At 64.7% G+C, this 25,826-nt stretch carries 24 protein-coding genes; 13 read left to right on the top strand and 11 right to left on the bottom strand.

Features of this window, described 5'->3' with window-relative positions:
- The first annotated feature begins 5 nt into the window (after window positions 1-5).
- Window positions 6-398 carry a c-type cytochrome gene (locus tag AC2FNY_RS08790; protein WP_496802211.1) on the top strand — a complete coding sequence of 131 codons (393 nt, stop codon included), beginning with the start codon at window positions 6-8 and terminating at the stop codon, window positions 396-398.
- Between the two features lie 14 nt (window positions 399-412).
- Complete coding sequence (locus AC2FNY_RS08785) at window positions 413-820, top strand: c-type cytochrome (protein ID WP_234137612.1); 408 nt, start codon at window positions 413-415, stop codon at window positions 818-820.
- Window positions 821-887: 67 nt separating this feature from the next.
- Here the strand turns inward: AC2FNY_RS08785 and AC2FNY_RS08780 are convergent, their stop codons facing one another.
- From AC2FNY_RS08780 to AC2FNY_RS08770, 3 genes are all read right to left on the bottom strand, one after another.
- Window positions 888-1,571 carry a hypothetical protein gene (locus AC2FNY_RS08780; RefSeq protein WP_496802210.1) on the bottom strand — a complete coding sequence of 228 codons (684 nt, stop codon included), beginning with the start codon at window positions 1,569-1,571 and terminating at the stop codon, window positions 888-890.
- Between the two features lie 157 nt (window positions 1,572-1,728).
- Window positions 1,729-2,391, bottom strand: coding sequence for a DNA-3-methyladenine glycosylase I (locus tag AC2FNY_RS08775; RefSeq protein ID WP_496802209.1), 663 nt, complete (start codon window positions 2,389-2,391; stop codon window positions 1,729-1,731).
- A gap of 62 nt (window positions 2,392-2,453) precedes the next feature.
- Window positions 2,454-2,861: a PaaI family thioesterase gene (locus AC2FNY_RS08770; RefSeq protein ID WP_496802208.1), complete on the bottom strand. Its 408-nt coding sequence runs from the start codon at window positions 2,859-2,861 to the stop codon at window positions 2,454-2,456.
- Window positions 2,862-3,088: 227 nt separating this feature from the next.
- Between AC2FNY_RS08770 and AC2FNY_RS08765 the strand changes: the two genes are divergently transcribed.
- The 5 genes from AC2FNY_RS08765 to AC2FNY_RS08745 all read left to right on the top strand — a co-directional run bounded on the left by AC2FNY_RS08765 (window position 3,089) and on the right by AC2FNY_RS08745 (window position 8,496).
- Window positions 3,089-4,039 (top strand): ABC transporter substrate-binding protein, encoded by a 951-nt coding sequence (locus tag AC2FNY_RS08765; RefSeq protein WP_234167071.1) that lies wholly within the window; start codon window positions 3,089-3,091, stop codon window positions 4,037-4,039.
- Window positions 4,040-4,048: 9 nt separating this feature from the next.
- Window positions 4,049-5,101, top strand: a complete 1,053-nt coding sequence (locus AC2FNY_RS08760) for a quaternary amine ABC transporter ATP-binding protein (protein WP_234137617.1) — start codon at window positions 4,049-4,051, stop codon at window positions 5,099-5,101.
- Window positions 5,098-7,161, top strand: coding sequence for an ABC transporter permease (locus AC2FNY_RS08755; protein WP_496802207.1), 2,064 nt, complete (start codon window positions 5,098-5,100; stop codon window positions 7,159-7,161). Before AC2FNY_RS08760 ends, AC2FNY_RS08755 begins: the two co-directional genes overlap by 4 nt.
- An 87-nt stretch (window positions 7,162-7,248) precedes the next feature.
- Complete coding sequence (locus AC2FNY_RS08750; protein WP_496802206.1) at window positions 7,249-7,914, top strand: NnrU family protein; 666 nt, start codon at window positions 7,249-7,251, stop codon at window positions 7,912-7,914.
- 60 nt (window positions 7,915-7,974) lie between these two features.
- Window positions 7,975-8,496, top strand: a complete 522-nt coding sequence (locus tag AC2FNY_RS08745; RefSeq protein ID WP_234137620.1) for a DUF2478 domain-containing protein — start codon at window positions 7,975-7,977, stop codon at window positions 8,494-8,496.
- An 85-nt stretch (window positions 8,497-8,581) separates the two neighbouring features.
- On the opposite strand, the gene AC2FNY_RS08740 is transcribed toward AC2FNY_RS08745, so the two are convergent.
- The 4 genes from AC2FNY_RS08740 to AC2FNY_RS08725 are packed head-to-tail and all read right to left on the bottom strand — an operon-like array spanning window position 8,582 to window position 14,320.
- Window positions 8,582-9,193 (bottom strand): TetR/AcrR family transcriptional regulator, encoded by a 612-nt coding sequence (locus tag AC2FNY_RS08740; RefSeq protein ID WP_496802205.1) that lies wholly within the window; start codon window positions 9,191-9,193, stop codon window positions 8,582-8,584.
- A 58-nt stretch (window positions 9,194-9,251) separates the two neighbouring features.
- The gene (locus tag AC2FNY_RS08735) at window positions 9,252-10,994 is read right to left on the bottom strand and encodes an aldehyde dehydrogenase family protein (RefSeq protein WP_496802204.1); all 1,743 of its coding nucleotides are present in this window, start codon (window positions 10,992-10,994) and stop codon (window positions 9,252-9,254) included.
- Window positions 10,987-12,624: a long-chain-fatty-acid--CoA ligase gene (locus AC2FNY_RS08730; protein ID WP_496802203.1), complete on the bottom strand. Its 1,638-nt coding sequence runs from the start codon at window positions 12,622-12,624 to the stop codon at window positions 10,987-10,989. The genes AC2FNY_RS08735 and AC2FNY_RS08730 overlap by 8 nt, the downstream gene beginning before the upstream one ends.
- 58 nt (window positions 12,625-12,682) lie before the next feature.
- Complete coding sequence (locus tag AC2FNY_RS08725; RefSeq protein WP_496802202.1) at window positions 12,683-14,320, bottom strand: GMC family oxidoreductase; 1,638 nt, start codon at window positions 14,318-14,320, stop codon at window positions 12,683-12,685.
- A 217-nt stretch (window positions 14,321-14,537) separates the two neighbouring features.
- Here AC2FNY_RS08725 and AC2FNY_RS08720 point away from each other — a divergent pair, with 217 nt between their 5' ends.
- Genes AC2FNY_RS08720 through AC2FNY_RS08695 form a run of 6 tightly spaced genes read left to right on the top strand, consistent with a single transcriptional unit; the run spans window position 14,538 to window position 21,809 of the window.
- Window positions 14,538-15,539, top strand: a complete 1,002-nt coding sequence (locus tag AC2FNY_RS08720; protein WP_496802201.1) for a TRAP transporter substrate-binding protein — start codon at window positions 14,538-14,540, stop codon at window positions 15,537-15,539.
- A gap of 25 nt (window positions 15,540-15,564) precedes the next feature.
- Window positions 15,565-16,044 (top strand): TRAP transporter small permease, encoded by a 480-nt coding sequence (locus AC2FNY_RS08715; protein ID WP_234137626.1) that lies wholly within the window; start codon window positions 15,565-15,567, stop codon window positions 16,042-16,044.
- Window positions 16,045-16,047: 3 nt separating this feature from the next.
- Window positions 16,048-17,310: a TRAP transporter large permease gene (locus AC2FNY_RS08710; protein ID WP_234167063.1), complete on the top strand. Its 1,263-nt coding sequence runs from the start codon at window positions 16,048-16,050 to the stop codon at window positions 17,308-17,310.
- Between the two features lie 11 nt (window positions 17,311-17,321).
- Complete coding sequence (locus AC2FNY_RS08705) at window positions 17,322-19,007, top strand: FAD-binding oxidoreductase (protein WP_496802200.1); 1,686 nt, start codon at window positions 17,322-17,324, stop codon at window positions 19,005-19,007.
- A gap of 50 nt (window positions 19,008-19,057) precedes the next feature.
- The gene (locus AC2FNY_RS08700) at window positions 19,058-19,885 is read left to right on the top strand and encodes a TauD/TfdA dioxygenase family protein (protein WP_496802199.1); all 828 of its coding nucleotides are present in this window, start codon (window positions 19,058-19,060) and stop codon (window positions 19,883-19,885) included.
- Window positions 19,886-19,925: 40 nt separating this feature from the next.
- A complete protein-coding gene (locus AC2FNY_RS08695; protein ID WP_496802198.1) occupies window positions 19,926-21,809 on the top strand; it encodes an alkyl/aryl-sulfatase in 1,884 nt (627 codons plus the stop codon).
- Window positions 21,810-21,861: 52 nt separating this feature from the next.
- Here the strand turns inward: AC2FNY_RS08695 and AC2FNY_RS08690 are convergent, their stop codons facing one another.
- From AC2FNY_RS08690 to AC2FNY_RS08675, 4 genes are read right to left on the bottom strand one after another with little or no spacing between them, the layout of a single operon-like run.
- Complete coding sequence (locus tag AC2FNY_RS08690) at window positions 21,862-22,476, bottom strand: amino acid synthesis family protein (protein WP_234137631.1); 615 nt, start codon at window positions 22,474-22,476, stop codon at window positions 21,862-21,864.
- Window positions 22,477-22,489: 13 nt separating this feature from the next.
- A complete protein-coding gene (locus AC2FNY_RS08685; protein WP_496802197.1) occupies window positions 22,490-24,601 on the bottom strand; it encodes a CoA transferase in 2,112 nt (703 codons plus the stop codon).
- Entirely contained in the window at window positions 24,598-25,404 is an 807-nt protein-coding gene (locus tag AC2FNY_RS08680) for an alpha/beta fold hydrolase (RefSeq protein ID WP_496802196.1), read from the bottom strand. The genes AC2FNY_RS08685 and AC2FNY_RS08680 overlap by 4 nt, the downstream gene beginning before the upstream one ends.
- Window positions 25,404-25,808, bottom strand: a complete 405-nt coding sequence (locus AC2FNY_RS08675; protein ID WP_496802195.1) for a RidA family protein — start codon at window positions 25,806-25,808, stop codon at window positions 25,404-25,406. The genes AC2FNY_RS08680 and AC2FNY_RS08675 overlap by 1 nt, the downstream gene beginning before the upstream one ends.
- Window positions 25,809-25,826 lie beyond the last annotated feature (18 nt).

Genomic DNA, 25,826 nt, shown 5'->3' with positions numbered 1-25,826 from the left:
CCTCGATGAAACCGTTCCTGTCCGCCCTGCTGATCTCGAGCCTGGTCGCACCTGCCTTGGCGCAGGATGTGACCGAGGGAGAGCAACTCTACCGCCACCATTGCGCGACCTGCCACGGGATCGAGGCCACCGGGCACGGACCGATGGCCGGCGTACTGGTGATCAGCCCCGCGGATCTGACGCGTCTGTCCGAGGATGGAGAGCTGCCGATCGTACGGATCGTGCGACGCATCGACGGGCGAGACCCGCTGGTCAGCCATGGCAGCCCTATGCCGGTCTACGGCCCCTATTTCGAAGGGCGCGACGTGGCTATTAAGTCGGAAACCGGTCAGCCGATCTTGACCAGCCAGCCGATTGTCGATCTGCTGGCCTATATCGCGACGCTGCAAGAGAAATGAATGGGAGACCGGCCATGCGCGCTATACCCGCAACCGCTCTGATATTGGCTGTGATTGCGGCCTGTGCCCGGATCGACGCCATGCCCGGTCCCGCGGAAGGCGAAAAGGTCTTTGCCGCAAATTGCGTGGCCTGTCACGATTACCGCGGGCAGGGGGCGGAATTGTCTGGCGGTGGCGAGGCGCCGGACCTGACCCGGATCGCGGAACGGCGGGATGGAGACTTTCCCCGGGCCGAGATCCTAACCAAGATCGACGGCTATGGACGCGGCAAGGTGTCGGCAGAGATCATGCCAGCCTTTGGCGCCCTCCTCGAAGGAGAGTTGGTTCCGGTCGAGATCGACGGGGTCATGACGCCGACGCCGCGGCCACTGGCGGCGTTGCTGGCCTATCTGGAAAGTATCCAGGTGTCCGAGGCGGGGTAATCCGCGCGACCGGGGCGGAGGCGAAGAAAATTCGACGAATTTTCTTCTCTGGCGCTGCGTTGCAAGGTCAGTCGCAGATCCCATTCAGCTCCGCATCGCGCCAGGGCAGCAGCACGTCGCTTTCTCGACCCGACTGTGGCAGGGCACTCACCGGCATCACCGCCGCCAGCATGTCATGCAGCCGACGCGTGCGCGGCGCCTCGGGGGCCAGCGCCCGGCAACAGACATATTCCTCGACGATGGCGCCCTGCTGCTCGTAGCCGTAGCTCAGGAAATCGGGTGCCGCGCGCAGGTCGAACAGATAGGGATCGTCGCTGGCCCCGTGTTCGGCCGCCGCCCGGAGCGGATGATACCCGGTGGCGTGCCGGTTCTGCCATTGCCAGACATGGGTCAGCTCATGTGCCAGCAGCATCGCGGCAATCAGGTTCACCCGGTCGGGATAGTCCGGCATGTAGTCATCCAGATACCAGTCGCGCGCGAAATAGACCTTGTGGAACAGGGTTACGGCAGCGGGTTTGACCGTGACGATCTCTTCTTTCTGCGGCGGCAGGATCCGTTCGCGGCAGGTCACGCGCGGACGCGGCTTGCGGTGAAAGGTCACCGCGCCCACCGGCGCGCCCTCGACCAGGCGCACCCGCGAGATATCGAGCGCGTCGCCGTGCAAGCGGGTGGCAAAGGCGCGCTCGGCCTCGGTCAGTGGGCGGCCGCAGGCGGCCACCAGCAGCAGCATACAGAACAGGCGGAGGATCATGCGCGCGGGCCTCGTGCGGTTCGGGACAGATGTCTGTACCATCGCACGGTCCCGCCCCGCGCGTTGGTGAGAGGACCCTGGCAGAGCCCTAGCAGCCTCGCTCCGGACGCTAGCCAAGCGCCCGCAGGTCGGGCAAGGGAAATGTCGCGCGGTGGCCTCAAAGGCTCATCGCCAGCACGCGGCTGATTTCGGTCAGCGAACGGCCGGATTGGTCCATCCAGGTGTTGAAGGCCTCCTGGACCTGCGTCATCGCCTTTTTCGAGGTGGGCGCCTTGTCCACAACCCCTTCGGCGATCAACCGGGCAATCACATCGCGCGACAGGATGAAACTGTCGCGCCCGGCAAAGCGCATGGCATATTGCGCGGTGGTGCCGCCCAACCGGCTGCCGCGACGTTTAAGCAGGTCGAGAAGGCCCACATAGTCGGTTGACGGCCAGCCACCCAGCACCTGACCGGCGCCGCCTTCGTCCCGCAATTCCAGAAGAAAGGCCGCGTTGTCGCGTACAGTGGCGATCTTGGTGCCGTTGCGCACGATGCGGGCGTCCTGCAACAGGGCGTCGAAATTCTTGTCATCCATCAGGGCGCAACGGCCGATGTCGAACCCGTCAAAGGCGACCTCGAACCCGTCCCATTTCGCCTCTATCACCTTCCAGTTGAAGCCGGCCTGAAACACGCATTTGGTGATTACCGACAGCCACCGATCCTCGGGCAGCGCGGCGAGCTCGGCCGCGGATGAGGGACGGGTCAGCTTGGCCTCGAGCGCCGCCGTGCCGCCATGGCGGGCGGCGGCAAGCGCATGGATCTCGTCGAAATGGTGCATGTCTCACCTCCCTGATCTGGGGGATGTTGCCACTCTGCCCAAGGCTGGGCAAGGCGTGCACGTCAGGGCGCGTAAAAGGTGGCTGTCGCGGTGGCCACCTGCTTGCCACTCTCTTCTTCGTGCATATCGGCGCGGGCAAAGACCAGCGCCTTGCCAGCGCGCACCACCTGAGCCCGGCACAGGATCGCGCGCCCGACACCGGGGCGCAGGAACTGGGTGTGCAGGTCGGTGGTGGCAAACAGGCGCAGCTCGTCCTGTTGTGCGATGGCGGCCAGCGCCATGCTGGTATCGGCCAGTGCTGCCAGCGCCTGACCCGAGACAATGCCGCCCGCCCGCGCCAGATGCGGCCCCAGCGGCATTCGCACCAGCACGTGTTCGCGCCCTGCCTCCAGCACCTCGGGGTCGAGCGCCTGAACCCAATCGGCGAAATGTTCGCTCAGCAGCGCCTGGGCGGTTTCCGGGGTCAACATCAGCGGCGTCTCCTGTGGTTCTGTCTGGGGGCGAGCATAGGCGCAGAGATCATCCGACGCCAAGTCCAGACAGGGTCAAACCCGGCGTCGCAAAAAAATGCTCGACAAGACGGGGAGGTGTGATGATTATTGACTGACCAATCAATAAACCGCCATGCGAGGGACTGGTGACAGTTCCCCGGAATCGGCGGATAGTGCACCCAATCGGATCAACAGGGAGAACTGAGATGAAACGGGTAGGACTTGGACTTGCGCTGGCCGCGCTTGCAGGGGGCGTGAACGCCGCTGAAATGGGCGCCTCGGACGAGCCGATCAAGCTGGCGATCAACGAATGGACCGGGCAGCACGTGACCACGCATGTGGCCGGCGAGATGCTCAAGGCCGCGGGCTACAAGGTGGAATATGTGACTGCCGGCATGATGAACCAGTTCCAGGCGCTGGCCGATGGCGATATCCACGCCACGCTGGAAATCTGGTCGTCGAACGTGTCGGACGAATACGCCAAGAAGGTTGCCGAGGGCACGGTGACCGAGATCGGCGATCTGGGCCTGAACGCGCGCGAGGGCATCGCCTATCCCGCGCATGTGGCCGATCTGTGCCCGGGCCTGCCGGCCTGGGAGGCGCTGAAGGAGTGCGCGCAGGTCTTCGCCACCGCCGAGACCCTGCCGATGGGCCGCCTTGTCGACTATCCCGCCGATTGGGGCACACCGGGCGCTGACCGCATGACCGGTCTTGACCTGCCGATCAAGGCGGTGCCCGCAGGCTCCGAAGGGGCGCTGATCGCGGAACTGCGCGCCTCGACCGAGCGCAAGTCGCCGCTGCTCATCACCTTCTGGCAGCCGCATTGGGCGATGTCGGCCTACGATGTGAAATTCATCGACCTGCCGCCGGGCGAAGAGGCCTGCTTCAGCGATGCCTCGTGGGGGCCGAACCCCAATGCGGTCAACGATTGCGATTTCTCGCCCAGCCGCATCTTCAAGGCGTCGTGGTCGGGCTTTGCCGAGAAATGGCCCGCCGCGCACGAGATCCTGTCGAACTATCAGCTGAGCGTCGAGGCGCAGCAGCCGATGATGGGCGCGATCGACGTCGATGGCGGCAAGGTCGAAGAGGTGGTTGCCGCCTGGATGACCGAGAACGAGGGCAGCTGGCGCCCGGTCGTCGACGCTGCCACCAAGTGAGCCGCAGACGTGACTGAGGCGACAACGCCGGCCATCACCTGCCAGAATCTCTGGCAGGTGTTTGGGCCCGGTGCAAACGACGCCCTGGCCGAGGCATTGGCCCGGTCGGGCGGCGATGCCGAGGCCGCGGCGGCAGAGCTGCGCGGCAAGGGTCTGATCCCCGCCGTGCAGGACGCCAGTTTCGAGGTCCGCGAGGGCGAGCTGTTCGTGATCATGGGCCTGTCCGGGTCGGGCAAGTCCACCCTGATCCGCTGTATCTCGCAACTGCTGCCGGGCACCGGCGGCGAGATCCGGATCGAGGGCGACAATGTCGTCGGCGCCAGCAAGCAAAAACTGACCGATTTGCGCCGCCGCAAGCTGGGCATGGTGTTCCAGCATTTCGGCCTGTTCCCCCACATGACGGTCGCTGAAAACGTGGCCTATCCGCTCAAGGTGCAGGGGGTAGGGCGCAAGGAACGCCGCGCCCGGGCGCAAGAGGTGATCTCGCTGGTCGGGCTCGACGGGCGCGAGGACAGTTTCCCGCGCCAGCTGTCCGGTGGCCAGCGCCAGCGCGTCGGCATCGCCCGCAGCCTGGCGGTGAACCCCGATATCTGGTTCCTGGACGAGCCGTTCTCGGCGCTGGACCCGCTGATCCGGCGCCAGTTGCAGGATGAATTCCTGCGCATTCAGGCGACGCTGAAGAAATCCATCGTCTTCATCACCCATGACATCGCCGAGGCGCTGAAACTGGCCGACCGCATCGCGATCATGCGGGATGGCAAGATCGTGCAGATCGGTACGCCGACCGAGATCGTGCTGAACCCGGTCGACGATTATGTGCGCGAGTTTTCTAAGGATGTGGCCAAGGGCCGCCATGCCAAGGTGGCCTCGGTCATGCGGACCGGCGCCGAGGAGCAGGGACCGGACGATCCGGGCCTGACCACGGGCATGACGCTGGACACCGCGCTGGCGCGCTGCATGCAGCTGTACCAACCGGTGCCGGTGCGCGATGCCAGCGGTGCCATCGTGGGCACGGTGCAACCCTCGGATCTGGCGGCTGCATTGCAGGTGGACGACACATGAGCGCCGTCGAGATCCCGGTCCCGCGCGCGGCACGGCTGACGGTGGGAACAAAGGCCGCGCTGATCACGGCGCTGGTCGGCGCGCTCTGCCTGGTACTGGAGCCGGTGGCGCCCTGGCTGGGCGCCTGGCCCAAGGCCTGGGTGCTGCCCGCCACCGATTGGGTCGGGACGGTGATGACCGCGTTCCTGGCCTGGTTCAAACCCGTGGCCCGCCTGTTCTCGGCGGTGATGGTCTATCCGATGGATGCCGCCAACTGGGTTTTGAACGCGACCCCCTGGCCGCTGGTGATCGGTATCGTCACCGCGTTGGGCTGGTATCTGGGCGGTGCGGCGATGGCGGCGCTGGGGCTTGGCGGTCTGGGCTTCGTGCTGGCCTCGGGCTATTGGCACGAGGGAATGAACACGCTGGCCCTGGTGGCGGTTTCGGTGCCGCTGGCGCTGGTGGTGGGCGGGGCGATCGGCATTCTCGCCAACGAGGTGCCGCGCATCCGGGCCGCGGTGCAGGCGGTGCTGGATATCATGCAGACAGTGCCGACATTTGCCTATCTGACGCCCTTGCTGGCGCTGTTCGGTTTTGGCCCGGTGGTGGGGCTGATCGCCTCGGCGATCTATGCCGCGCCGCCGATGGCGCGCAACGTGATGCTGGGGCTGGAGCGGGTCGAGGCCGAGGTCAAGGAAGCCGCGATCATGTCCGGCGGCACCCGTATGCAGCAATTGTTCCAGGTCGAGATCCCCTCGGCCTCGCGCCAGATCATGGTGGGGTTCAACCAGTGCCTGATGGCGGCGCTGAGCATGGTGATCATCGCCGCCGTCATCGGCGGGTTCAACGATATTGGTTGGGAAGTGCTGTTGACCATGCGCAAGGCGCAGTTCGGTGCGGCCTTGCTGGCGGGGATGGTGATCGTGGCCTTTGCGGTCATCATCGACCGGATGAGCGCGGTGCTGGCGACCGAGCGCAAACGCCATGACATTCGCGTGGTCTGGGGGCTGCTGGGGTTGGCCCTGGCCTTTACGCTGGTGTTCTGGACCCGGCTGCCGGCGGCCTCGGACCTGACCCTGCTCGACCCGGTGGCGGTCTCGCTGGATCAGGGGCTGACCCGGTTCACCCAGGCCAATGGCGCGGCGCTGGATGCGCTGAAGAACAACACGCTCTACTATGTGTTGTTGCCGCTCAGGATCGGGCTGGATCAGGCGGTTCTGCCCTTTACCTGGGGCTTTTCCTGGACCCCGCTGATGAGTGGCGCGCTGTTTGCGCTGGGCGCGGTGCTGGCGCTGGGCATGGCCTGGGCCGGGCGGCCGACTGCCGGGCTGATGGCCCTGATCGGCCTCGGCATGATCGAGACCGGCATCACCAATCTGCCCTGGCCCTTTGTGCTGACCGGGGCGGCGGCGTTGGGATACGTGGCGGGTGGTCGGCGGCTGGCGCTGATGGTGGTGATCCTGCTGGGCACCATTCTGGTGTCGGGCCTGTGGGGCCGGGCGCTGTTGTCGCTTTATCTCTGCGGCGCTTCGGTCTTTGCCTGCGCGGTGCTGGGTGGCGCGATCGGTGTGGCCAGCGCGGTCTGGTCGCCGGTCTGGCGCGTGGTGCGCCCGATCTGCGACACGTTGCAGACCATCCCGCTGTTCGTCTTCCTCATCCCGGTGCTGATGGTGTTTCAGATCGGCGAATTCTCGGCCTTTCTGGCGATCTGCGCCTATGCGATCGTGCCGATGATCCGCTACACCCGTCACGGATTGGTGGACACGCCGGACGAGATGATGGAGGCCGCGATTTCCAGCGGCGCCACCGACTGGCAGATCCTGCGCGATGTGCGCGCGCCCTATGCGGCGCCGACCATCCTCCTGGGGTTGAACCAGACCATCCTCTATGCCTTTTCGATGCTGGTCATCGCGGCGCTGATCGGGACCACCGGTCTGGGCCAGTCGATCTATCTGGCGCTGGGACAGGCGGATGTGGGTCTGGGCATCTCGGCAGGTGCGGCGATGGCCATTCTGGCGCTGATCGCCGACCGGCTGGTGCAGGGCTTTGCCGAAGAGCGGCGCAAGGCGCTGGGCCTGTGAACCCATGCGGGCGCGGCTTGACTTCGGTTAAGGCCGGGCCTTTTCTGCCGCCCTAGACCGGGGCGGCGAAACGGTCGAGGGACAGCGATGGGCGGATGGGCGGAATTTGCGGTGGCGCTGGCGGTGTTCCTTCTCAGCCATGTGATCCCGGTGCGCCCGCCGGTGCGGCCCTGGCTGGTGGCGCGGCTGGGCGCGCGCGGCTTTGGCATCGCCTATTCCCTGTTCTCCATCGCGGTGCTGGGCTGGCTGATCCTGGCCGCCGCCCGCGCGCCCTATGTCGAGGTGATCCCGCCCTTGCCCGCGCTGCGCTGGGTTCCGGTGCTGGTCATGTTGCCGGTCTGCCTGATGGCGGTGGCGGGGCTGCGTGCGGTCAATCCGCTGTCCTTTGGCGGGCTGGGGCGGGGGGCGTTCGATCCGGCCCGGCCCGGTATTCTGGCCCTGTCGCGCCATCCGCTGCTGCTGGCGCTGGCAATGTGGTCGGGGGCGCATCTGCTGGCCAATGGATCGCTGGCGCATGTGATCCTGTTTGGCCTCTTTGCCGGGTTTGCCGTGATGGGCATGGCCCTGATCGACCGGCGCAAGCGGCGCGAATTGGGCGCCGACTGGACGCGGCTGGCGGCAAGCACTGCCCGGCTGTCGCCAAGGGGACTGCCTGCACTGCTGGCGCCGCGCATCGTGCTGTCTGCCGTGCTGCTTTATCTGGCCCTCCTGCTGGCCCATGCACCTGTGATCGGGGTCTCGCCGCTGCCCTGACTGGTCGAACCCGGATCGGCGTGCTAGATCATCACCAACCGAGAGAAAAGGACGCTCACGATGCATCTGGCCTATGTCACCACCACAGCGCGCGGCGCCACCGACCGGCTGCTGAGCGAGGTGGCCGCGCGGCTGGATGCCAAGGGCGTGCGCCTGGCCGGGGTGGTGCAGACCAACACGGAGTGCGCCGATAACGCCCGCTGCGACATGGATCTGCGGGTGATGCCGGGAACCGAGGTCATCCGCATCTCGCAGACGCTGGGCGCCGGGTCGCGCGGCTGCCGGCTGGATCCCGGAGAGCTGGAGCGCGCGGTGGGTCTGGTCTCGGCGGCTCTGGCCGAGGACCCCGAGCTGCTGATCGTCAACAAGTTCGGCAAACACGAGGCCGACGGGCGCGGCTTTCGCCCCTTGATCGCCGAGGCGCTGGCGCGGGATATCCCGGTGCTGCTGGGGGTGAACGGCCTGAACGAAGAGCGGTTTTTGGCCTTTACCGAGGGTGCCGCCGTAAAGCTGAACCCGGAAGCGGATGCGCTGGTCGATTGGGTCGAGAACGTCCGCGCTTCACGCATTCAGGCGGCCTGATCCGCCTTTCTCTTACTTATTGCCTGTCTGGATCACCTTGCGGGTGGACCCCGGAGGTTCTGTCTCCATGCGAATGACCGGCGGCTTAGAGGAACCGGGTCAGCAAGGCCCGGAACGTGGCCGTCAACTCTTCGCGACTGCCCTGGTCCTTGCCGATCTGGTTCTGCATCAGAAACCGAAAGGCGCCGTCGAGCAGCGCATATGAGATTTCGACATTCTCGGGGGCGTCATGGCCCGCCTTCTCGAAAGCGGCCCGCACGATGCCGATCAGCATCCCTTCGATCTCGGCCACGACCGGGCGAAAGGTGGCGTCGAACATGGCCTGGGTGCGGATATCATACCACAGCCGGTGGGTCATGTTGTCGTCCACGATCGAGGTTACCAGAGCCTCGGAAAAGGCGTCGATCACCCGCTCGCGTCCCTGCGCCTTTTTCAACGCGTCGGTGATATTGCGCACGAACTCCTGCTTGTAGAGCTGCACGCAGTAGATGATCAGGTCGGTGCGGTCCTCGAAATAGTAATGCAGCATGCCAAGCGACAGGTCGCTTTTCTCGGCGATGTCACGCAGCGAGGTATTGGCATAGCCAAGCTCTTTGAGCGCCTCGATCGCGCTGGTGGCGATCTGGCGTTTTTTCTCGTCCCGCTTGGCGTTCTTGCGCGCGGCGCGGGCTTTCAGTTTGGCTGGCATCTCGTTCATGGCACTCACATGGCTTTGATTCGGGCGGAATGCAACTTTTTCCGCCCTCTGTCTCCTTTCAGCCCAACAGCGCGTGGTAGAAGATACCGGGCAGTTTCAGCCAGTTGGGCTTGTACTGGAATCCGGTCAGCGCGGCGCCGATCTTGTGCTGGCGGCGGTTGGTGATGAAGAAGGGCGGGCGCGGCAGCAGCGAGAACTGCCCCGACAGCAGCCCGCGCGGGAACGGGCGCCAGGGTGCACGTACCACTGTGCGTTCGGTCTTCTCCAGCATGAAGGAGTTGTGCACCGTCCCGATGCCCGATCCGACATTCTCCAACGTATGACCCGGAAATGCACCCCAAGGACAGGCGGTGATCAGGAAACCCAGCCCGCACCAGCCGTTGATGCCGATGGTGCCATAGCGCAGCTTGGCGATGATTTCCTCGAACCGTTTCCGGCCGATCTGGCGGATGGTTTTCGGGTGGATCAGGATCTGGCAGCCCAGCGTGCCCCAAAGCTCGTCATTGGCATAGTCGATGGCCGCTTCGAGATAGCTGGCCGGATCGGGGGCCTCCAGTTCCTTGACGCTCAAAGCGGGGGCAAAGACCTCGCACGAGGCGTTGAAATGGTCCGCGCCCAGTTCGCCCACGATAAGCGCCGGGGCAAGCGGGCCGCGGTCGACCTTGTCGGCCTTGCCGGCATGTTCGGCGAAACTGTCCAGCCGTTGCTGGGCGCCGGGATACCAAGCCGGGCGGGTGGACCCCGCCGCGACGCGCTTGACCTCTTGGATCAGCTGCGCGCCCTTGTCCCAGCCGCGCGGCATCACCAGCGCCTGACAGGCGATGCAGTTGTGGCCAGAGTTGTGCAGCTTCATCGTCGCGATGTTTTCCGCCTGGAACCGGATATCGGCGGCGGACCAGGGGCCGGGTACCACGATGGTGGGGCTGACCGAACCCAGTTCGGAGGTGAACCGCTTGGTGTTTCTGGGCGTGCCCGCCTTGCGGTTCTTTGCACCTTCCTCGCCCACGCCCCAGACGATGGCGTCATGGGTGCTTTCGGCGCCGGTGATATGCAGTTCTTCGATGATGGGATGATCGCACAGATAGGCGCCCCCCTTGGCATCCCCCTTGACGATGCGCAGATATCCCTCGTCGACAAAGGGTTTCATGGCGATCTTGTAATAGTCGGTCAGGTAATCGTTGACCGGGTTCATCTTCAGGATCACCACCTGGTTTTCCAGGATCAGCTTTTGCAGCACGTCCAGCGGCGTGATCGCGTTCACGTTGCCCGCGCCCAGCACCAGCGCGACCTTGCCACGCCGTTCCCTTTCGGGCGTGTCATAGGCGATGGCGGCGTGCTCCTTGAGGTTGCCGGCTGTCACGCCCTGTTGCATCCAGACCTCGGCCGAAACGCCGGACAGGAGCAACCTGTCCCAGATCGAATGCGGCAGCACCTTGACCGCCAGTTGCCCGGTGACCAGTTCGCGGGTGGGCAGGTGATCGACAAAGGCCTTGCCCTGCATCTGCGACAGCGTTGCCATCAAGGCGTTGCAGCCTGCCATGCAGGCATAGGGCCCCGCGATCCATTCCTCGCCCGCCACCGCCGTGCCGGGTTTCAGACCCTTGCGGCGGGCGGCCTCGTCGGCCCAGCCCTTGGCGACCTTCATGATCCCGTCCTTCATGCCCGACAACAGCCGGATCCGGTCGGGGACGGGCAATTGCGCCCATCTGTCCTTGTTCGCGTCCAGCTCTGCCAGAGCACGGTCATAGTGATCGAACAGGGCGTCCTGGTCGTCGAGTGTCAGTTGTGCGGCGTCAAGCATCCTGGATACCTCTCTCGATCAGGGTATTGGCGAACTGGTCGCGCAGCTGGTTCTTGAGCATCTTACCGGTGGCATTGAGCGGGATCGCATCGGTGAACACCACCGCGTCGGGCACCTGCCAGCTGGCGACCTTGCCCTTGTAAAGCGCGAGGATCTCTTCTTCGCTCGGCTCGGCGCCTTCGGCCTTGACCGCGATGATGATCGGGCGCTCGTCCCATTTCGGATGGATCGCGCCGATGGCGGCGGCCATGGCGACGCCGGGATGCGCCACCGCGATCCCTTCGAGGTCGACCGAGGAAATCCACTCGCCGCCCGATTTGATGATGTCCTTGGTCCGGTCGCGGATCACCATGAACCCGTCGGCGTCGATGGTCGAGACATCGCCGGTATCGAACCAGCCGTCACCGGTGGTTGCCGGTGCGTCCTTGCCGAAATAGGTATCGACCACCCAATGGCCGCGCACCTGAAGGGCGCCTTCGGCCTTGCCGTCATGGGGCAGGGGAGCGCCCTTGTCATCGACGATGCGCAGGTCGATGCCAAAGGGCGGGCGGCCCTGACCCAGACGCAACAGCGCCATCGCATCGGCATCCAGATCGGCATGCTTGCCCTTGGGCCGGTTGGCCGTGCCCAGCGGCGAGGTCTCGGTCATCCCCCAGGCATGGATCGTGTCGCAGTCATAATCGTTGCGGAAGGTGGCAATCATCGACGGTGCGGCCGCTGATCCGCCGATCACGTTGCGGCGCAGGGTCTCCATCCTGGAGCCTGATTTCTTCGCCGCCGCCAGCAGCATCATCCAGATCGTCGGCACGCCCAGGGCCAGCGTCACCTTCTGGTCGTCGATCAGCCCCAGCAGGCTGTCACCGTCCAGCATCGGTCCCGGCATCACCAGCTTGGCGCCGGTCATCGCGGCGGCATAGGGAATGCCCCAGGCATTGGCGTGGAACATCGGCACCACCGGCAGGATGGTCTCCTCGCTCGACAGGCTCAACCCGTCGGGCAGCGAGATCGCGAAGGTGTGGATCATGGTCGAGCGGTTGTTGTAGAGCACCCCCTTGGGATTGCCCGTGGTGCCCGAGGTATAGCAGAGCGAGCAGGGGCTATCCTCGCTGATCTGGGGCCATTCGTAGTCGTCAGCGCCCTGTTCGATCAGCTCGTCATAGAAGATCACGTCCGGGATCGCCGCCAGAACCTCTGCATCGCGCGGCCCCATGAAGATGAAATGCTCGATCGTCTTCAGGTGGTCACGCGTTCCGGTGATCAGCGGCATGAAGGTCTTGTCAAAGAACATCGCCTTGTCGCCGGCATCGTTGCAGATAAAGATGAACTGCTGTGGTGCAAGGCGCGGGTTCAGCGTGTGGCAGACCATGCCGCTGCCGGACACGGCGAACCAGATCTTCAGGTGACGGTGGTTGTTCCAGGCCAGTGTCGCCACCCGGTCGCCCTGCGACAGGCCCAATGTGCCAAGGGCCGAGGCGAGCTTGCGCGACCGGGCCGCCACATCGCCCCAGTTGGTGGTGTGCAAGGCACCGGTGGTCTCGCGGCTGACGATTTCGGTATCGGCATGGTATTTCCCGGCATGCACGATCAGATCACTGATCAGCAGCTCTTTTCGCATCATCGAACCCAGCATGGGTGATCTCCCTGTGTTGTTGGTCGGGCCTCGCCGCAAGCGAGGCCAAAAACTCTGTTCACTCGGCGGCCCGAGCCGCGGCGCTGTATTCGGCTTTGATCATGTCGGCGCATTTCTCGCCGATCATGATCGAGGGCGCATTGGTGTTGCCCGACACCAGGAGCGGCATGATCGAGGCATCGGCCACGCGCAGCCCGTCCAGCCCCCGCACCTTGAGCCGTGGGTCGACAACCGCCATGTCGTCGATGCCCATCTTGCAGGTGCCGACCGGGTGATAGACCGTATCTGCCCGGTTGCGGATATGCTGCTCCCATTCGGCATCGGTGGTGGTGTCATGCACCCCGAACAGTTCCTTGTGCTTGTATTTCGCCATCGCGGGCGCCTCCAGCACGGCGCGGGTCATCTTGGCGCCCTTGATCAGGGTTTGCAGGTCGCGCTCGTCGCTGAGGAATTTCGGGTCGATACCGGGATCGGCCATCGGGTCGCCCGATTGCAGGAACACCTCACCGCGCGAATGGGGGCGCAACACGCAGACATGGCAGGAATAGCCATGGCCCAGATGCAGTTTGCGCGCGTGATCGTCGACGATCGAGATCACGAAATGGGTCTGCACGTCGGGCCGGTCGAGGCTTGGGTCGGTCTTGAAGAAGCTTCCCGCTTCGGTGATGGTCGAGGCCACCATCGAATTGCCGTGCTTGCGCCATTTCAGGATTTCGCCGAACAGCTTTCCGGTCGCGCGCAGGCCGATGCCGATATTGTCGGTATCCTTGGTGGTGTAGCCGAGAATGAAATCGAGGTGATCTTGCAGGTTCTGGCCGACACCCGGCAACTCGTGCACCATGCCGATGCCATGCGGGGTGATGTCCTGTGCCCGGCCCACGCCTGACAATTGCAGGATCTGCGGCGACTGGAAGGCACCGGCGCAGAGGATCACTTCCTTGCCGGCCATGGCGCGATGCGTCGCCTTGCCGACCCGGTATTCGACCCCGATGGCGCGCTTGCCCTCGAACAGGATACGGGTGGTGCGCGCCTTGGTGATCACGGTCAGGTTCGGGCGCTTGTCCATCACCGGGAACAAATAGGCCGCCGCGGCCGAGCAGCGCTCGCCATTCTTGTCGGGGCTGTGGTGGATGGTCGCCTGCCAATAGCCCGCGCCGCTGTTGTCGCCCCGGTTGAAATCCTCGGTCCGGCGGATCTGCATCTGGGTGCTGGCCTCGATGAATGCCTCGGAGATCGGGCGTGGAGCCTTCTGGTCCGAGACCTGGAGCGGCCCGCTGTCACCATGCGCCGCGTCGGCGCCGCGCACGTTGTTTTCAGCCTTCTTGAAATAGGGCAGGACGCTGTCCCAATCCCAGCCATCGTTGCCCAGTTCCGCCCAGCTGTCGTAATCCTCTTTCTGGCCGCGCACATAGAGCATCGCGTTGATCGCGCTCGACCCGCCCAGCGCCTTGCCGCGCGGCTGATAGCCCTGGCGCCCGTTCAGCCCGGGCTGCGGTACCGTCTTGAAGGCCCAGTTGTTGATCTTGCCATAGCCGGGCAGCATCGCCACCACGCCCATGGGGGCGCGGATCAGGATATCGCGGCCGCCACCGCCCGCCTCGAGCAGGCAGACTTTGACATTCGGGTCCTCGCTCAGGCGCGACGCGATCGTCGCCCCGGCGGACCCGCCGCCCACGATCACAAAATCATAGCTCATTTCCAACTCCCTGGTTCTCTCCATCGGACCGTGCCTATTGCCCTGCTATTCTTACCCTTCGCAGGGCGAATCCCAGTCCGATCCATCTCCTCGAAAAAGATTAAGCGAATTTATTGGACAAAAGTCCAGAAATTTTGTTTGCTTCATGCCAGACGGCGATTCCCGGAGGAGGGGAGAGCTGGAACATGAACGACAACGTTCAATCAGGGAGAGAGTAATGAAAAAGTCCATGCTCAAGGGCCTTGCCCTTGCGTGCGGTCTGGCGGCCATCAGTGCACCAGCCGTTGCGGAAACGGTTCTCAAGCTCGGCTCGGTGGCGCCATCCGGCTCGCCCTGGGGCAAATGGGCGACCGGGGTCGCCGCCAAGATCGAAGAGGTTTCGGGCGGCGCGTTGAAGATCGAGCTGCTGCTGGATGCGCAGGCTGGTGACGAACAGACGGTGCTGCGCCAAACCGCCAAGGGGCGGTTGGATATCGCCTTTGTGTCCAACGTGCCGCTGACCCTGCTGAGCCAGGAAATGGCGATCCCTTCGGCGGCCTATCTGTTCGACAGCCCCGAACAGGGGACCTGTGTCACCTATGAGCATCTTTCGGATACGCTGGGCGGCATCATGGAGGGCGCCGGCGTGGTGCCGCTGACCTGGATGGAAGTCGGCCACTATGTCCTGTTCTCCAAGGAGCCTGTTTCCAGCCCGGCGGACCTGGCCGGCAAAAAGATGCGCATCGCTCCCTCGATCGCCGACGCGGCGCTGGCCAAGGCCTGGGGCGTTCAGGGGGTTCCGATGGGTACGTCGGACGCGATCCCGGCCTTGCAGACCGGCACCGTTGACGCGGCCTGGTTCCCGACGCTGTTCGGGATCGGGATCGGGACCCACAAGGTCGCCCCGCATGTCACCGTCACCAATCACGCTCGCCTGATCGGCACCGTCGCTGTATCGGGGCGGACCTGGGCCAAGCTCTCTGACCAGGAAAAGCAATGGCTGGGTGTGTTCACCGCCGCCGGGCCGCAGCTGACGCAAGGGATCCTCGGGGCTGAGCCTGCGCTCCTTGGGCAACTCGAAGGCGCGGGCGTGCCGGTCAAGCATCTGAGCGCCGCGGAAGGCGCCGTGTGGAAGGCCGCGGCGGACGGCGTATTGGCGGCGATCATCGAAGAGGCAGGCGGCGATGCCCAGGCCGTCGCCGACCGGATCGCGCAGGCCAAGGCCGCCTGTGGGTCCTGACCCGGCCTGAACCGGGGCTGACACGATGCAGCGCTATCTTACAATGCTCTTGCGGGTCGAAGGCATGGTCGCGGTCACCGCTTATGCGGTGACCTGCGGGTTGCTCCTGGCGGATGTCTTTGCCCGCGAGTTCCTGTCCCAGGCAATCTGGGGGGCTCAGAAAATGGCCGTGTTCGGTGCCATCGTCGCCGGTATTCTGGGCCTGACCATCGCGGTGGGCAACAATGCCCACCTGCGCGCCAATTTCGCCGACCGCGTGCTGCCCTATCCCTGGGTCGACCGGCTGGGCGACCTGATCTCGGCGATCCTGTTCGGCGGCCTGTGCTGGTATGCAATCGAATTTGTCAGTGAATCCATTCAGTTCAAGGACAAAGCCGAAGTGATCCATATCCCGCTCTGGCCGATCCAGCTGGTGTTTCCCTATGCGTTCGGCACCGCCGCTTTACGGCATCTGATCTTCTTTCTCGTTCCGGGTACCAAGCCCGAACATACCGGCGAGGGCTGACATATGGAGGTGCTTGGCCTGTTTGCCCTGTTCGCCGCGCTTCTGATCCTGCGGCAGAGCGTCATTCTCATCCTGCTTGCCGCCACCGCCTATGTACATCTGGTCTGGGGCGACGGGCTGGTCGTCTACCTGATCGAGGATATCTGGACGGCGATGGACAATTCCGTCCTGCTGGCCATCCCGATGTTCATCATCGCGGGCGCCCTGATGTCGCGTGGCTCGATCGCCGAACGGCTGATCGAGATCGTGCGCGCCGCAACCGAGTGGATGCCCGGCGGATTGGGCTTTGCCACGATCCTCAGCTGCGCGCTGTTCTCTGCCATCTCGGGGTCGTCGCCCGCGACGCTGCTGGCGGTGGGGGCGGTGATGTATCCGGCCCTCAAGGAGGCGGGCTATACCCGTAAATTCGCGCTTGGGTCCGTGACCTCGGCGGGGACGCTGGGGATCATCATCCCGCCCTCGATCCCGCTGATTATCTATGGGATCATCACGGAAACCTCGATTGTCGATCTGTTCCTGGCCGGGATCATCCCCGGCATCCTGCTGACCGTGGCACTGGGCATTTACAGTCTGCTCAGCAACCGCCACGTTCCCCGGACCCCGTTTTCCATCTCCCGCCTCATGGCGGCGTTTCGCAACGGCATCTGGTCGTTGATGCTGCCGGTGATCCTGTTGGGGGGCATCTACTCGGGCTATTTTTCGCCCACCGAGGCGGCCGCCGTTTCGGTCGGCTATGCGATGCTGGTCGAACTGTTCATTCATCGCGAGCTTGGGCCGAGGGATTTCTTTGCGGTCGGCCTGCAAACTGCCCAGATGCTGGGAACGCTGTTTCCTATCGTGGCGGTGGCGCTGTCGATCAAGACCATCCTTGCGATCGAGGGCATCCCGCAGGATTTCGCCCAGTGGCTTCAGGGGGCAGTCAGCTCGAAGATCGCCTTTCTTCTGGCGGTCAATGCCGCGCTTATCGTGATCGGCTGCCTGATTGACGTGGTCTCGGCCATCCTGCTGCTTGGGCCGATCCTGTTTGCCGCCGCGCAAAGCTTTGGCATCAACCCGGTGCATTTCGGGATCATCATGGTGATCAACCTGGAAATCGGGCTGCTGACGCCACCTGTCGGGCTGAACGTGCTGGTGGCGATGACCGCCTTTCGCGAGCGGTTCTGGGACATCTGCCATGCTGTGCTGCCGTTCATCGCGATCATGTTCGCGGTGTTGATGCTGGTCACCTTTGCGCCCCAGCTTTCACTCTATTTCGTCTCGCCATAGGAGAAAGCGCGATGCCCAAAATCCCTGCGAACAAGGAGCGCTCGTTCTGGGGCTGGGGTCGGGCGGGTTTTGTCCTGACCCAACCCGAGACCGCGCTGATCGACGGTATAGCGCGCGCATTCGGACGCGACCCTGCCGCCATCGCGCCGGAACCCAAGCTCGCGGATTTCAAGCTGCGGGCGCCGCGCGTGACACCTCCGGCAAGCCTTGCCGAAATCATGTCCGACGGCGCCCATGACCGGCTGTCGCATTCCTATGGCAAAAGCACTGCCGACAATATCCGCATGGTGATGCGCCATGTGCCGGAACCGGTCGATCTGGTCGCATTCCCAAGGACCGAAGACCAGATCGCGGCGCTTCTCGACTGGGCCAGCGCGAATGACATCGCGGTCATCCCCTATGGCGGCGGGTCGAGCGTTTGCGGCGGGGTCGAGCCCGATGTCGGGCCAGCCTATCGCGGCACGGTTTGCGTGGACATGCAGAATTTCGACCGCGTCCTCGAGGTCGACAGCCTGAGCCGCGCCGCGCGCATTCAGGCCGGTACCTATGGTCCGGCACTGGAAGAGCAGCTGCGCCCACATGGTCTGACGCTGCGGTTCTTTCCGCAAAGCTTTGAATTCTCGACCTTGGGCGGATGGATCGCCACCCGTGCGGGCGGGCATTATGCCACGCTGATGACCCATATCGATGATCTGGTCGAGGCGACCCGGATGGTCACACCAGCGGGCATCATGGAGACCCGGCGCCTGCCCGGCTCGGGGGCCGGGATATCCGGCGACCGTATGGTATTGGGGTCCGAAGGGAACCTGGGGCTCATCACCGAGGCCTGGATGCGCTTGCAGGACCGCCCGCGGTTCCGCGCCTCGGCTTCGGTGCGGTTCGACAGTTTCTTCAGCGCCGCCAAGGCCGTGCGCGCGCTGTCTCAATCAGGGCTCTATCCGACGAACTGCCGCTTGCTCGACGAGGCCGAGGTTGCGGCCTATGGCATCGGCGACGGCAAGAGCGCGACGCTGGTCCTGGGGTTTGAGAGCGCGGATCATGCGCTGGACCCGTGGATGGAGCGGGCCGTGGAGCTGATGGCCGATCATGGCGGGCGCTGGGATGCCGAGACGGTGGCGGCCTCGCTCAGGGGCGGCGACGAACACCGCAAGGGCGCGGCGGGCGCCTGGCGCGAGTCCTTTATCCGCATGCCCTATTACCGCGACCGTCTGACCCGGCTGGGGGTCATTGTCGACACGTTCGAATCCGCGATCACGTGGGACCGGTTCGAGGGTTTCTATCGCAATGTCATGGCCGATGTCGGCAGGGCGATCAAACGGGCGACAGGCAAACCCGGGCGGCTGAGTTGCCGCTTTACCCATGTATACCCCGATGGCCCGGCGCCCTATTTCACCTTCTACTGCGATGGCGGCGCGCCCGGCGACATGACCGGAGCCTTGGAGGCCTGGCGCCGTATCAAACAGGCCGCGAATACTGCCGTCACCACGCATGGTGGCACGGTCACCCATCACCACGCGGTGGGCCGTGATCACCGTAGTGGCTATGAGGCCCAAAGCCCGGCCCTGATGCGCGCCGCGATTGCCGCGATGAAAAGCCGCTTCGACCCTGCGGGCATCCTCAACCCCGGCGCCTTGATCGACCCCGAGAACAGGCAGGTCGGTCGGCGCGGCGTGCTGATGACGCAACCATCCGAATGACACCTCAAACGCCCGAGGACCGGGCACCACAGACAAGCAAGGAGAAGGCAATGGAAATCGTACCCATGACCACCGCGCTGGGCGCCGACATCTACAGCGCGGATGTGCGCAACCCCGAACATGTCGCCCGGATCAAGGACGCATTTGCCAAATACTCGGTCCTGTCGATCCGCGATCAGCATCTCGAACCTGAGGAGCACATCGCCTTTGCCGAGGCGATCGGCAAGATCAACATCAACCGGTTCTTCACCCCGCTGGACACCCATCCGAACATCGCAATTGTTCTGAAGGAAAAGGATCAGACAGGCGCGATCGGCGAGGTCTGGCATACCGATCATTCCTATGACCGGGAACCCGCGCTTGGTTCGATCCTGAACGCCAAGGAGATGCCGCCGGTGGGCGGCGACACTGCCTTCAGCTCGATGGCTGCCGCCTATGACGCCCTGTCGGACCGGTTTAAGAAAATGCTGGAGGGGCTGGAGGCCTGGCACGGCACTTATCATGTCTTCGTCAACAGCCCGGCGGCCAAGAAGGCGCGCGAAGAGGGGCGGCTGAACGAAAACGCCATGCCCGAGCCGGATGTGAAACACCCGATGGTGATCCGGCATCCGCTGTCCGGGCGCCCGTGCTTGTTTGTGAATCCGCAGTTCACCACCCGCATCGACGGGATGTCCCCCACCGAATCCGACGCGATCCTGAACGGTGTCTACCAGCATTGCCAACAGCCCGAGTTCCAGTGCCGCGTGCGCTGGCGCGAGGGCGATCTGACCATGTGGGACAACCGGTCGACCTGGCACAAGGCGATCAACGACTATCACGGGTACCGCCGTTACATGCACCGCATCACCATCGAAGGCTGCGCCCTGAGCGCGGCCTGAGCCTCACCCCGCATCGCCGATCCCGCCCAGGAGGTTTCCCATGTGCAAGAACCCCGCAACCGACCATACCGCCACCGCCAACCGGGCGGTGCTGGACCTGCTTAACTTTGGCGACCGGCAGGATTTCGAGGATGCCAGCCGCGGTTTTGTCGCGACCTTTGACGAGGATGCGATCACCGGGGCCGGGGGCAAGACCGTTTTTGACCTGAAGCGCTTTGCGTTCATGCAGGGTGCGGCGCCCGATACCGTGAACCCCAGCCTGTGGCGGCAGGGTCAGTTGAACGCCATTCATGGCCTGTTCACCATCCATCCGCGTATCCATCAGATACGCAATGCCGACATCTCGAACATGACGCTGATCGCGGGTGACACCGGCTGGATCGTCATCGACCCGCTGCTGACCGTCGAGACCGCGCGCGCCTCGCTGGCGCTGGCAAACCGGCATCTGGGCGAGCGTCCGGTGGTGGCGGTGATCTATACCCATTCGCATGCCGACCATTTCGGTGGCGTGCGCGGTGTTGTCGATCAGGCGGATGTGGCGGCGGGCAAGGTGCCGATCATCGCGCCCGACGGGTTCATGGAATACGCGATCTCCGAAAACGTGCTTGCTGGCAACGCGATGAACCGGCGGGCGCAATACCAGTTCGGCATGGGGCTGGACGCCGGCCCCCGGGGCCATGCCGGTTGTGGCCTGGGGCCGGCGGCCGGGGCCGGTTCGATCAGCCTGATCCCGCCCACCGACACGGTGTACCGGACCGGGGAAACCCGGGTCGTGGACGGGGTCGAGATCGAATTCCAGATGGCCAACGGGTCCGAAGCGCCCTCGGAGTTCATGTTCTATTTCCCGCAGTTCCGGGCGCTCTGCGCCTCGGAAGTGACCACGCATAACATGCACAACATCCTGACCCCGCGCGGCGCCGAGATCCGCAATACCCTGGGTTGGGCCAAATACATCGACGAGTCGATCGCGCTTTTTGCCGAGCGGACCGACCTGATCTTTGCCTCGCATCACTGGCCGCAATGGGGCACCGAGCGCATTCGGGGTTTCCTGACCCGGCAGCGCGATCTCTATCGCTTCATCCATGACGAGACGCTGCGGCTGGCCAATCACGGCCATACGATCCACGAGATCCCGGACATGGTGGAACTGCCCGAGGGGTTGCGGCACGATTTTGCCTGTCGTGGTTATTACGGCACGCTGAAACACAACATCAAGGCGGTCTATCAGTTCTATCTGGGCTGGTGGGACGGCAATCCGTCGACCTATGATTGCCTGCCGCCCGCAGAAAGCGCCACGCGGCTGGTGCGCGCCATGGGCGGCGCCGACGCTGTGCTGGCCGAAGGGCAGCGGGCCTATGACGAAGGCGACTATCGCTGGGCCGCCGAGATCCTGAACAAGCTGGTCTTTGCCGAACCGCAGAACGCGGCGGCGCTCAAGCTTCAGGCGGATACGCTGGAGCAGATGGGGTATCAGGCCGAGGCCGGAACATGGCGCAACATCTTCCTGCTGGGGGCGCAGGAACTGCGCGAGGGCATCCGCCCCTCGACCGTCAATACCTCGAACCCGGATGTGCTGTTCAACATGGGGGTGGGGATGGCGCTCGATTTCCTGGGCGTGAAGTTCAATGCGGCCAAGGTGCCGGGTGATTTTACCGTTCTGCTGAACTTCTCGGATAGCGGCCAGAGCCATCTGCTGGCCGCGCAGAACGGCGTGCTTGCCAACACCACCTATCACGACGGCACGGCGGACCTGGTCCTGACCCTGACCGAAGCGGCGTTCTTTCAACTGCTGGGGCAGATCGCCGGGGTCGAGGACCTGATCGGACAAGGCATTCTGTCGATGCAGGGCGATGCCACGAAACTCGGCGCCCTTTTCGGAGCGCTGGATGCGTTCGACCCGAATTTCGCAATCGTGACGCCCTGAGGCCGTCGCGCCCGCTCCTCCCGGCAGTGCCTCGGGAGGAGCGGGTCTGGTCCTAGCCGTCCTTGCCGACGCCGGCGGGGTCCTGCACGTCGCGGCCCAGCGCGGCCAGATCGGAATAGCGGTCGCCGATACGGTGATGCGGCCGCCCGCGTGTCGCGGCGCCCAGCGCGACCACCAATTCGTCACAGGCGGGTGCGTCATAGATCGAGAACTGCACCGTCAGGTAATGCGAGCGGCGGCCTGTATCGTGCTTGTCCATCAGCGGGATCTGGATCTGGGTGTTGGCGGGGCCGCGCGTGTTGGTAAAGCCAAGATAGCTTTTGGCGCCCACCGCCTCGCGATAGAAATTGCCGAATTGCAGCGTATGGATCAGCGCCGAGGCGTGTTCGACCTCGCAATTGGTGCCCGAGATGCAGGCCTTGCCATAGGCCTCGATCGCGTCGCCCGATCCGGCCAGCGCGATCAGGCGGTCGGTCAGCAGCTTGCCCAGAACCGGCGCCATGCGGCGGATCTCGGGCGAGAGATCCTCGACGAAACCGCGCCCGGCCCAGGGGTTGGCCACCACCGCCGCGACCCCGATCATACGCAGGACCGGGTCGGCGGCGCGGCCGCCCTCGGTGTGGATATCCTCGTCAAAGGTGACGACTTTTCTCAGTTCCGGAAGCATTGGGGGTCTCCTGTCAAACGGTGTATTCGGTGTGATCGGCAATGGAATGGACGATGCCGCTGCGTTCGGTGCCGTGGTAAATCCCGAAACTGCCATGGCGGTATTCGCGTTGATAGCGCGCCAGCATCGAGCGTTCGGTATCGTTGGCGACCTGATCCAGCGGCAGCGCGGCAAGGTCGTGATAGCGCATGCCCTCGGGCGCGGCGCCGCTGACCGTGCCGTGATAGACGATCGAATGCGCGCCGGTCTGGCTGTTCTGGAACACGGCATAAAGGTGGTCGAGCCGGGCGGTCAGACCGCGACTGTCCATGTGCCGCACAAAGCCCGCGACGGTGTTGTCGCGCGCGGGTGACTTGGGAACCGTCAGCGTGCCGTCTGGTGTCTCTTCCAGCAGGATTCGCTCACCTTCGGCCAGAACGGCGGCGATGACCCCGTTTGTGTCCTTGGTCGCCGCGTCGGCCAGCCGGTTTTCCAACCCGAGGTCGAAATAGGCGCCGTTGTGAAACCCAAGCGGTTTGCCCTCGGTCACCGCGTGGTTCAGGACGCGCCCGATCAGGATCAGGTGATCGCCGGCATCGACCAGCTTGTGACGGGCGCAGGCAAATGTCGCCAGCGCCCCGTTGATCAGCGGCAGATCTTGCGGGCCTGGATGCCAATGGGGGCCGGCGAATTTCTCGGTCGAACGCGAGGCGAAGAGGCCCGAGATCTCTTTCTGCGCATCCGACAGGATGTTCACAGCGAAATGCGGCGCTTGGGCAAAGACATCGCAGCTGTGCGCGGTCTTGGCGAGGCAGACCAGCAGCAGCGGCGGGTCGAGCGAGACCGAGGTGAACGAATTGGCGGTAAAGCCGCGGGGCGTTCCATCCTCTTGCCGGGTGGTGAGTACCGTCACCCCGGTGGCGAACTGCCCAAAGGCGCGGCGCAGGTCGCGCCGGGCCTCGTCGTCGAGCGGCGCGCTTTCTGCCAGCGTGTCGAGCAGCGCGTCATGTTCGCCCAGCCGGGGCGGGGCAGGCAGGGAAGGCGCCGCCTGCCCGGCAAAGCGCAGCGGATTGGCGGCCACGGTCCAGGGGGCATGGCCGGGTTCGGGATGGGGAATATGCGCCAGCATCTGCCGCGCCGCGACATGCGGATCGGCGGTGATATCGGCCACCGTGTTGAGCGGGCCAAAGGGAACCTGACCACCCAGCAGGCCGGTCAGCTCCGCCTTGCTGCGGGTGGCGGTCCAGCCCGAAACGACCCGGTTGATCTCGCCCGCATGGGCGGACCGCCCCGCACGGGTGGAAAACCGCGCATCGCTGCCCAGGTCGGGCCGGTTCATGATCGCGGTCAGCTTTTGCCAGAAACTGTCATCGACAATGCCCAGTGCCACCTGACCATCGGCGGCGGGAAACAGGCCAAAAGGCGCCAGCAGCGGGTGACCGTTGCCCTCGGGGCCCGGTACCTGCCCGGTCATGTCGTGTAGATAGACCATGCGCTCGCACATCGAGATCATCGCGTCATACATGGCGACGTCGACGAACCGCCCCTTGCCGGTCGCCTCGGCCTCGCGCAGGGCGGCGAGAATGCCAAAGGACATCATCATGCCGGCAAAGATGTCGCCGATGCCAGGGCCGACCTTGGTGGGCGTGTCGGCATCGGGGCCGGTCATCGCCATCAGCCCGCCCATCGCCTGCGCCACCACGTCATAGGAGGGCCAGTCGGCATAGGGGCTGGCCCCGGTGCGCGGGTCGCCAAAGCCGCGAATGGCGGCATAGACCAGCCGGGGATTGGCCTCGGCGAGCGATTCATAGGACAGCTCGAGCCGGTCCATCACACCGGGCCGGAAGTTTTCCAGCACCACATCCGCCGTTGCCGCCAGCCTGCGAAAAGCGGCCTTGCCCTCGGTCGATTTCAGGTCCAGCCGGATGCTTTTCTTGCCCCGGTTCAGGCTGACGAAATAGCCCGCCCAATCGTGGCCGGGATCGTCGGCGCGATAGGGGCCGTTGTTGCGGCTGGTGTCGCCGCTGCCGCCTTCGATCTTGATGACCTCGGCGCCGTGATCGGCCAGGAACATGCTGCAATAGGGGCCGGACAGCATGCGGCTGAGATCCAGCACGCGTATCCCCTTGAGGAGAGTGCTGCTCATCCGGTCGCCCCCTTTGGCAGGCCGTCCAGAAACCGGCGCAGCGGGGTGTTGATGGCGTCCGGGTCCTCGGCCAGTGCCATGTGGCGCAGTCCCGGCAGGATCAGCGCCTGCGCACCCGCGATCTCGGCGGCGATGGCGCGGGTCATCTCGGGGCCGTTGCCATAATCCTCGTCCCCGGTGATCACCAGCGCCGGGCAGGTGAGCGGCGGGACAGGGGCGGTGATTTCGTCGATCCCCTCGGCCAGAACCCGGTAGATCCGGTGATAGACCTCTTTGCGGTTTGCCGTGACCCAGCCGCGCACGGTCTCCATCATCTCCGGGTTGGCCGCGCGGAAACCTTCGGTGAACCAGCGCTCCAGCGCCGCCTCGACCGTTGAGTGCGGGCCCTGATCGCGGGCCTGCTCGACCCGTGCCAGGATCGCGGCCTGCGCCTCGGCGCTGCGTTGATGCGGCGAATGCAGGATGACCAGCGCGCGCGCGCGGTCTGGGCAGTCCTGCGCGAAGCGGCGCGCGATCATGCCTCCCAGAGAAAAGCCGACAATGACCGCATCCGCGATACCACAGTGATCAAGCAGGCCCTGCAATTGCCGCGAAAAGAGCGACAGGCTGGGCGTCTCGGGCGGAACCGCCGACTCGCCGTGACCATACAGGTCATAGCTGAGCACGCGATAGCCATCGGCCAGCGCCGGACCGGTCCATTGCCAGCAGGCCCGGTTCAGCCCCAGACCATGGATCAGCACCACGCAGGGCGCATCCGCTGGGCCGGTAATCTCATAGGTGCTGCCGTCAGGTGCTACCGGCATCAGCCCTCTCCCTCCAGCGGCTTGTACGCCATCACCTCGACCTCGACCCGGACATCGACCAGCAGATCGCTGACCACGGCCGAGCGGGTCGGCGAATCGTGCGGGAAATACTCGCCATAGACCGCGTTGAAGCCGGGGAAATCGCTGCGGTCGCGCAGCCAGACCATCGCCTTGACCACATCGTCACGGGTACAGCCAGCGAGGGCGAGCGTGGCGGTAATGTCGTCGAGCACGGCGCGGGTCTGTTCCTCGACCGAGCCGGTGGTCAGCGGGACACCGTCCCGCATCGGGATCTGGCCGGTCAGAAAGACAAAATCGCCGGCCCGGATGGCGCGGGAAAGCGACAGAACCCTGCCGCCTATTTCAAGGGGGCCGCCAATCACCTGTTTCTTGCTGCTGGTCACGTTCGCATCTCCTTTTGC

The organism is Ruegeria sp. BHSC223, assembly GCF_059613025.1.
Note: the sequence above shows the minus strand (reverse complement) of the source record. Positions and strands in the feature narration are given on the sequence as shown.

Coding starts and splice junctions, on each gene's coding strand:
- AC2FNY_RS08790 (WP_496802211.1), top strand. CDS start 6: ATGAAACCGTTCCTGTCCGCCCTGCTGATCTCGAGCCTGGTCGCACCT.
- AC2FNY_RS08785 (WP_234137612.1), top strand. CDS start 413: ATGCGCGCTATACCCGCAACCGCTCTGATATTGGCTGTGATTGCGGCC.
- AC2FNY_RS08780 (WP_496802210.1), bottom strand. CDS start 1,571: ATGATCCTCCGCCTGTTCTGTATGCTGCTGCTGGTGGCCGCCTGCGGC.
- AC2FNY_RS08775 (WP_496802209.1), bottom strand. CDS start 2,391: ATGCACCATTTCGACGAGATCCATGCGCTTGCCGCCGCCCGCCATGGC.
- AC2FNY_RS08770 (WP_496802208.1), bottom strand. CDS start 2,861: ATGTTGACCCCGGAAACCGCCCAGGCGCTGCTGAGCGAACATTTCGCC.
- AC2FNY_RS08765 (WP_234167071.1), top strand. CDS start 3,089: ATGAAACGGGTAGGACTTGGACTTGCGCTGGCCGCGCTTGCAGGGGGC.
- AC2FNY_RS08755 (WP_496802207.1), top strand. CDS start 5,098: ATGAGCGCCGTCGAGATCCCGGTCCCGCGCGCGGCACGGCTGACGGTG.
- AC2FNY_RS08750 (WP_496802206.1), top strand. CDS start 7,249: ATGGGCGGATGGGCGGAATTTGCGGTGGCGCTGGCGGTGTTCCTTCTC.
- AC2FNY_RS08745 (WP_234137620.1), top strand. CDS start 7,975: ATGCATCTGGCCTATGTCACCACCACAGCGCGCGGCGCCACCGACCGG.
- AC2FNY_RS08740 (WP_496802205.1), bottom strand. CDS start 9,193: ATGAACGAGATGCCAGCCAAACTGAAAGCCCGCGCCGCGCGCAAGAAC.
- AC2FNY_RS08735 (WP_496802204.1), bottom strand. CDS start 10,994: ATGCTTGACGCCGCACAACTGACACTCGACGACCAGGACGCCCTGTTC.
- AC2FNY_RS08730 (WP_496802203.1), bottom strand. CDS start 12,624: ATGCTGGGTTCGATGATGCGAAAAGAGCTGCTGATCAGTGATCTGATC.
- AC2FNY_RS08725 (WP_496802202.1), bottom strand. CDS start 14,320: ATGAGCTATGATTTTGTGATCGTGGGCGGCGGGTCCGCCGGGGCGACG.
- AC2FNY_RS08720 (WP_496802201.1), top strand. CDS start 14,538: ATGAAAAAGTCCATGCTCAAGGGCCTTGCCCTTGCGTGCGGTCTGGCG.
- AC2FNY_RS08715 (WP_234137626.1), top strand. CDS start 15,565: ATGCAGCGCTATCTTACAATGCTCTTGCGGGTCGAAGGCATGGTCGCG.
- AC2FNY_RS08710 (WP_234167063.1), top strand. CDS start 16,048: ATGGAGGTGCTTGGCCTGTTTGCCCTGTTCGCCGCGCTTCTGATCCTG.
- AC2FNY_RS08705 (WP_496802200.1), top strand. CDS start 17,322: ATGCCCAAAATCCCTGCGAACAAGGAGCGCTCGTTCTGGGGCTGGGGT.
- AC2FNY_RS08700 (WP_496802199.1), top strand. CDS start 19,058: ATGGAAATCGTACCCATGACCACCGCGCTGGGCGCCGACATCTACAGC.
- AC2FNY_RS08695 (WP_496802198.1), top strand. CDS start 19,926: ATGTGCAAGAACCCCGCAACCGACCATACCGCCACCGCCAACCGGGCG.
- AC2FNY_RS08690 (WP_234137631.1), bottom strand. CDS start 22,476: ATGCTTCCGGAACTGAGAAAAGTCGTCACCTTTGACGAGGATATCCAC.
- AC2FNY_RS08685 (WP_496802197.1), bottom strand. CDS start 24,601: ATGAGCAGCACTCTCCTCAAGGGGATACGCGTGCTGGATCTCAGCCGC.
- AC2FNY_RS08680 (WP_496802196.1), bottom strand. CDS start 25,404: ATGCCGGTAGCACCTGACGGCAGCACCTATGAGATTACCGGCCCAGCG.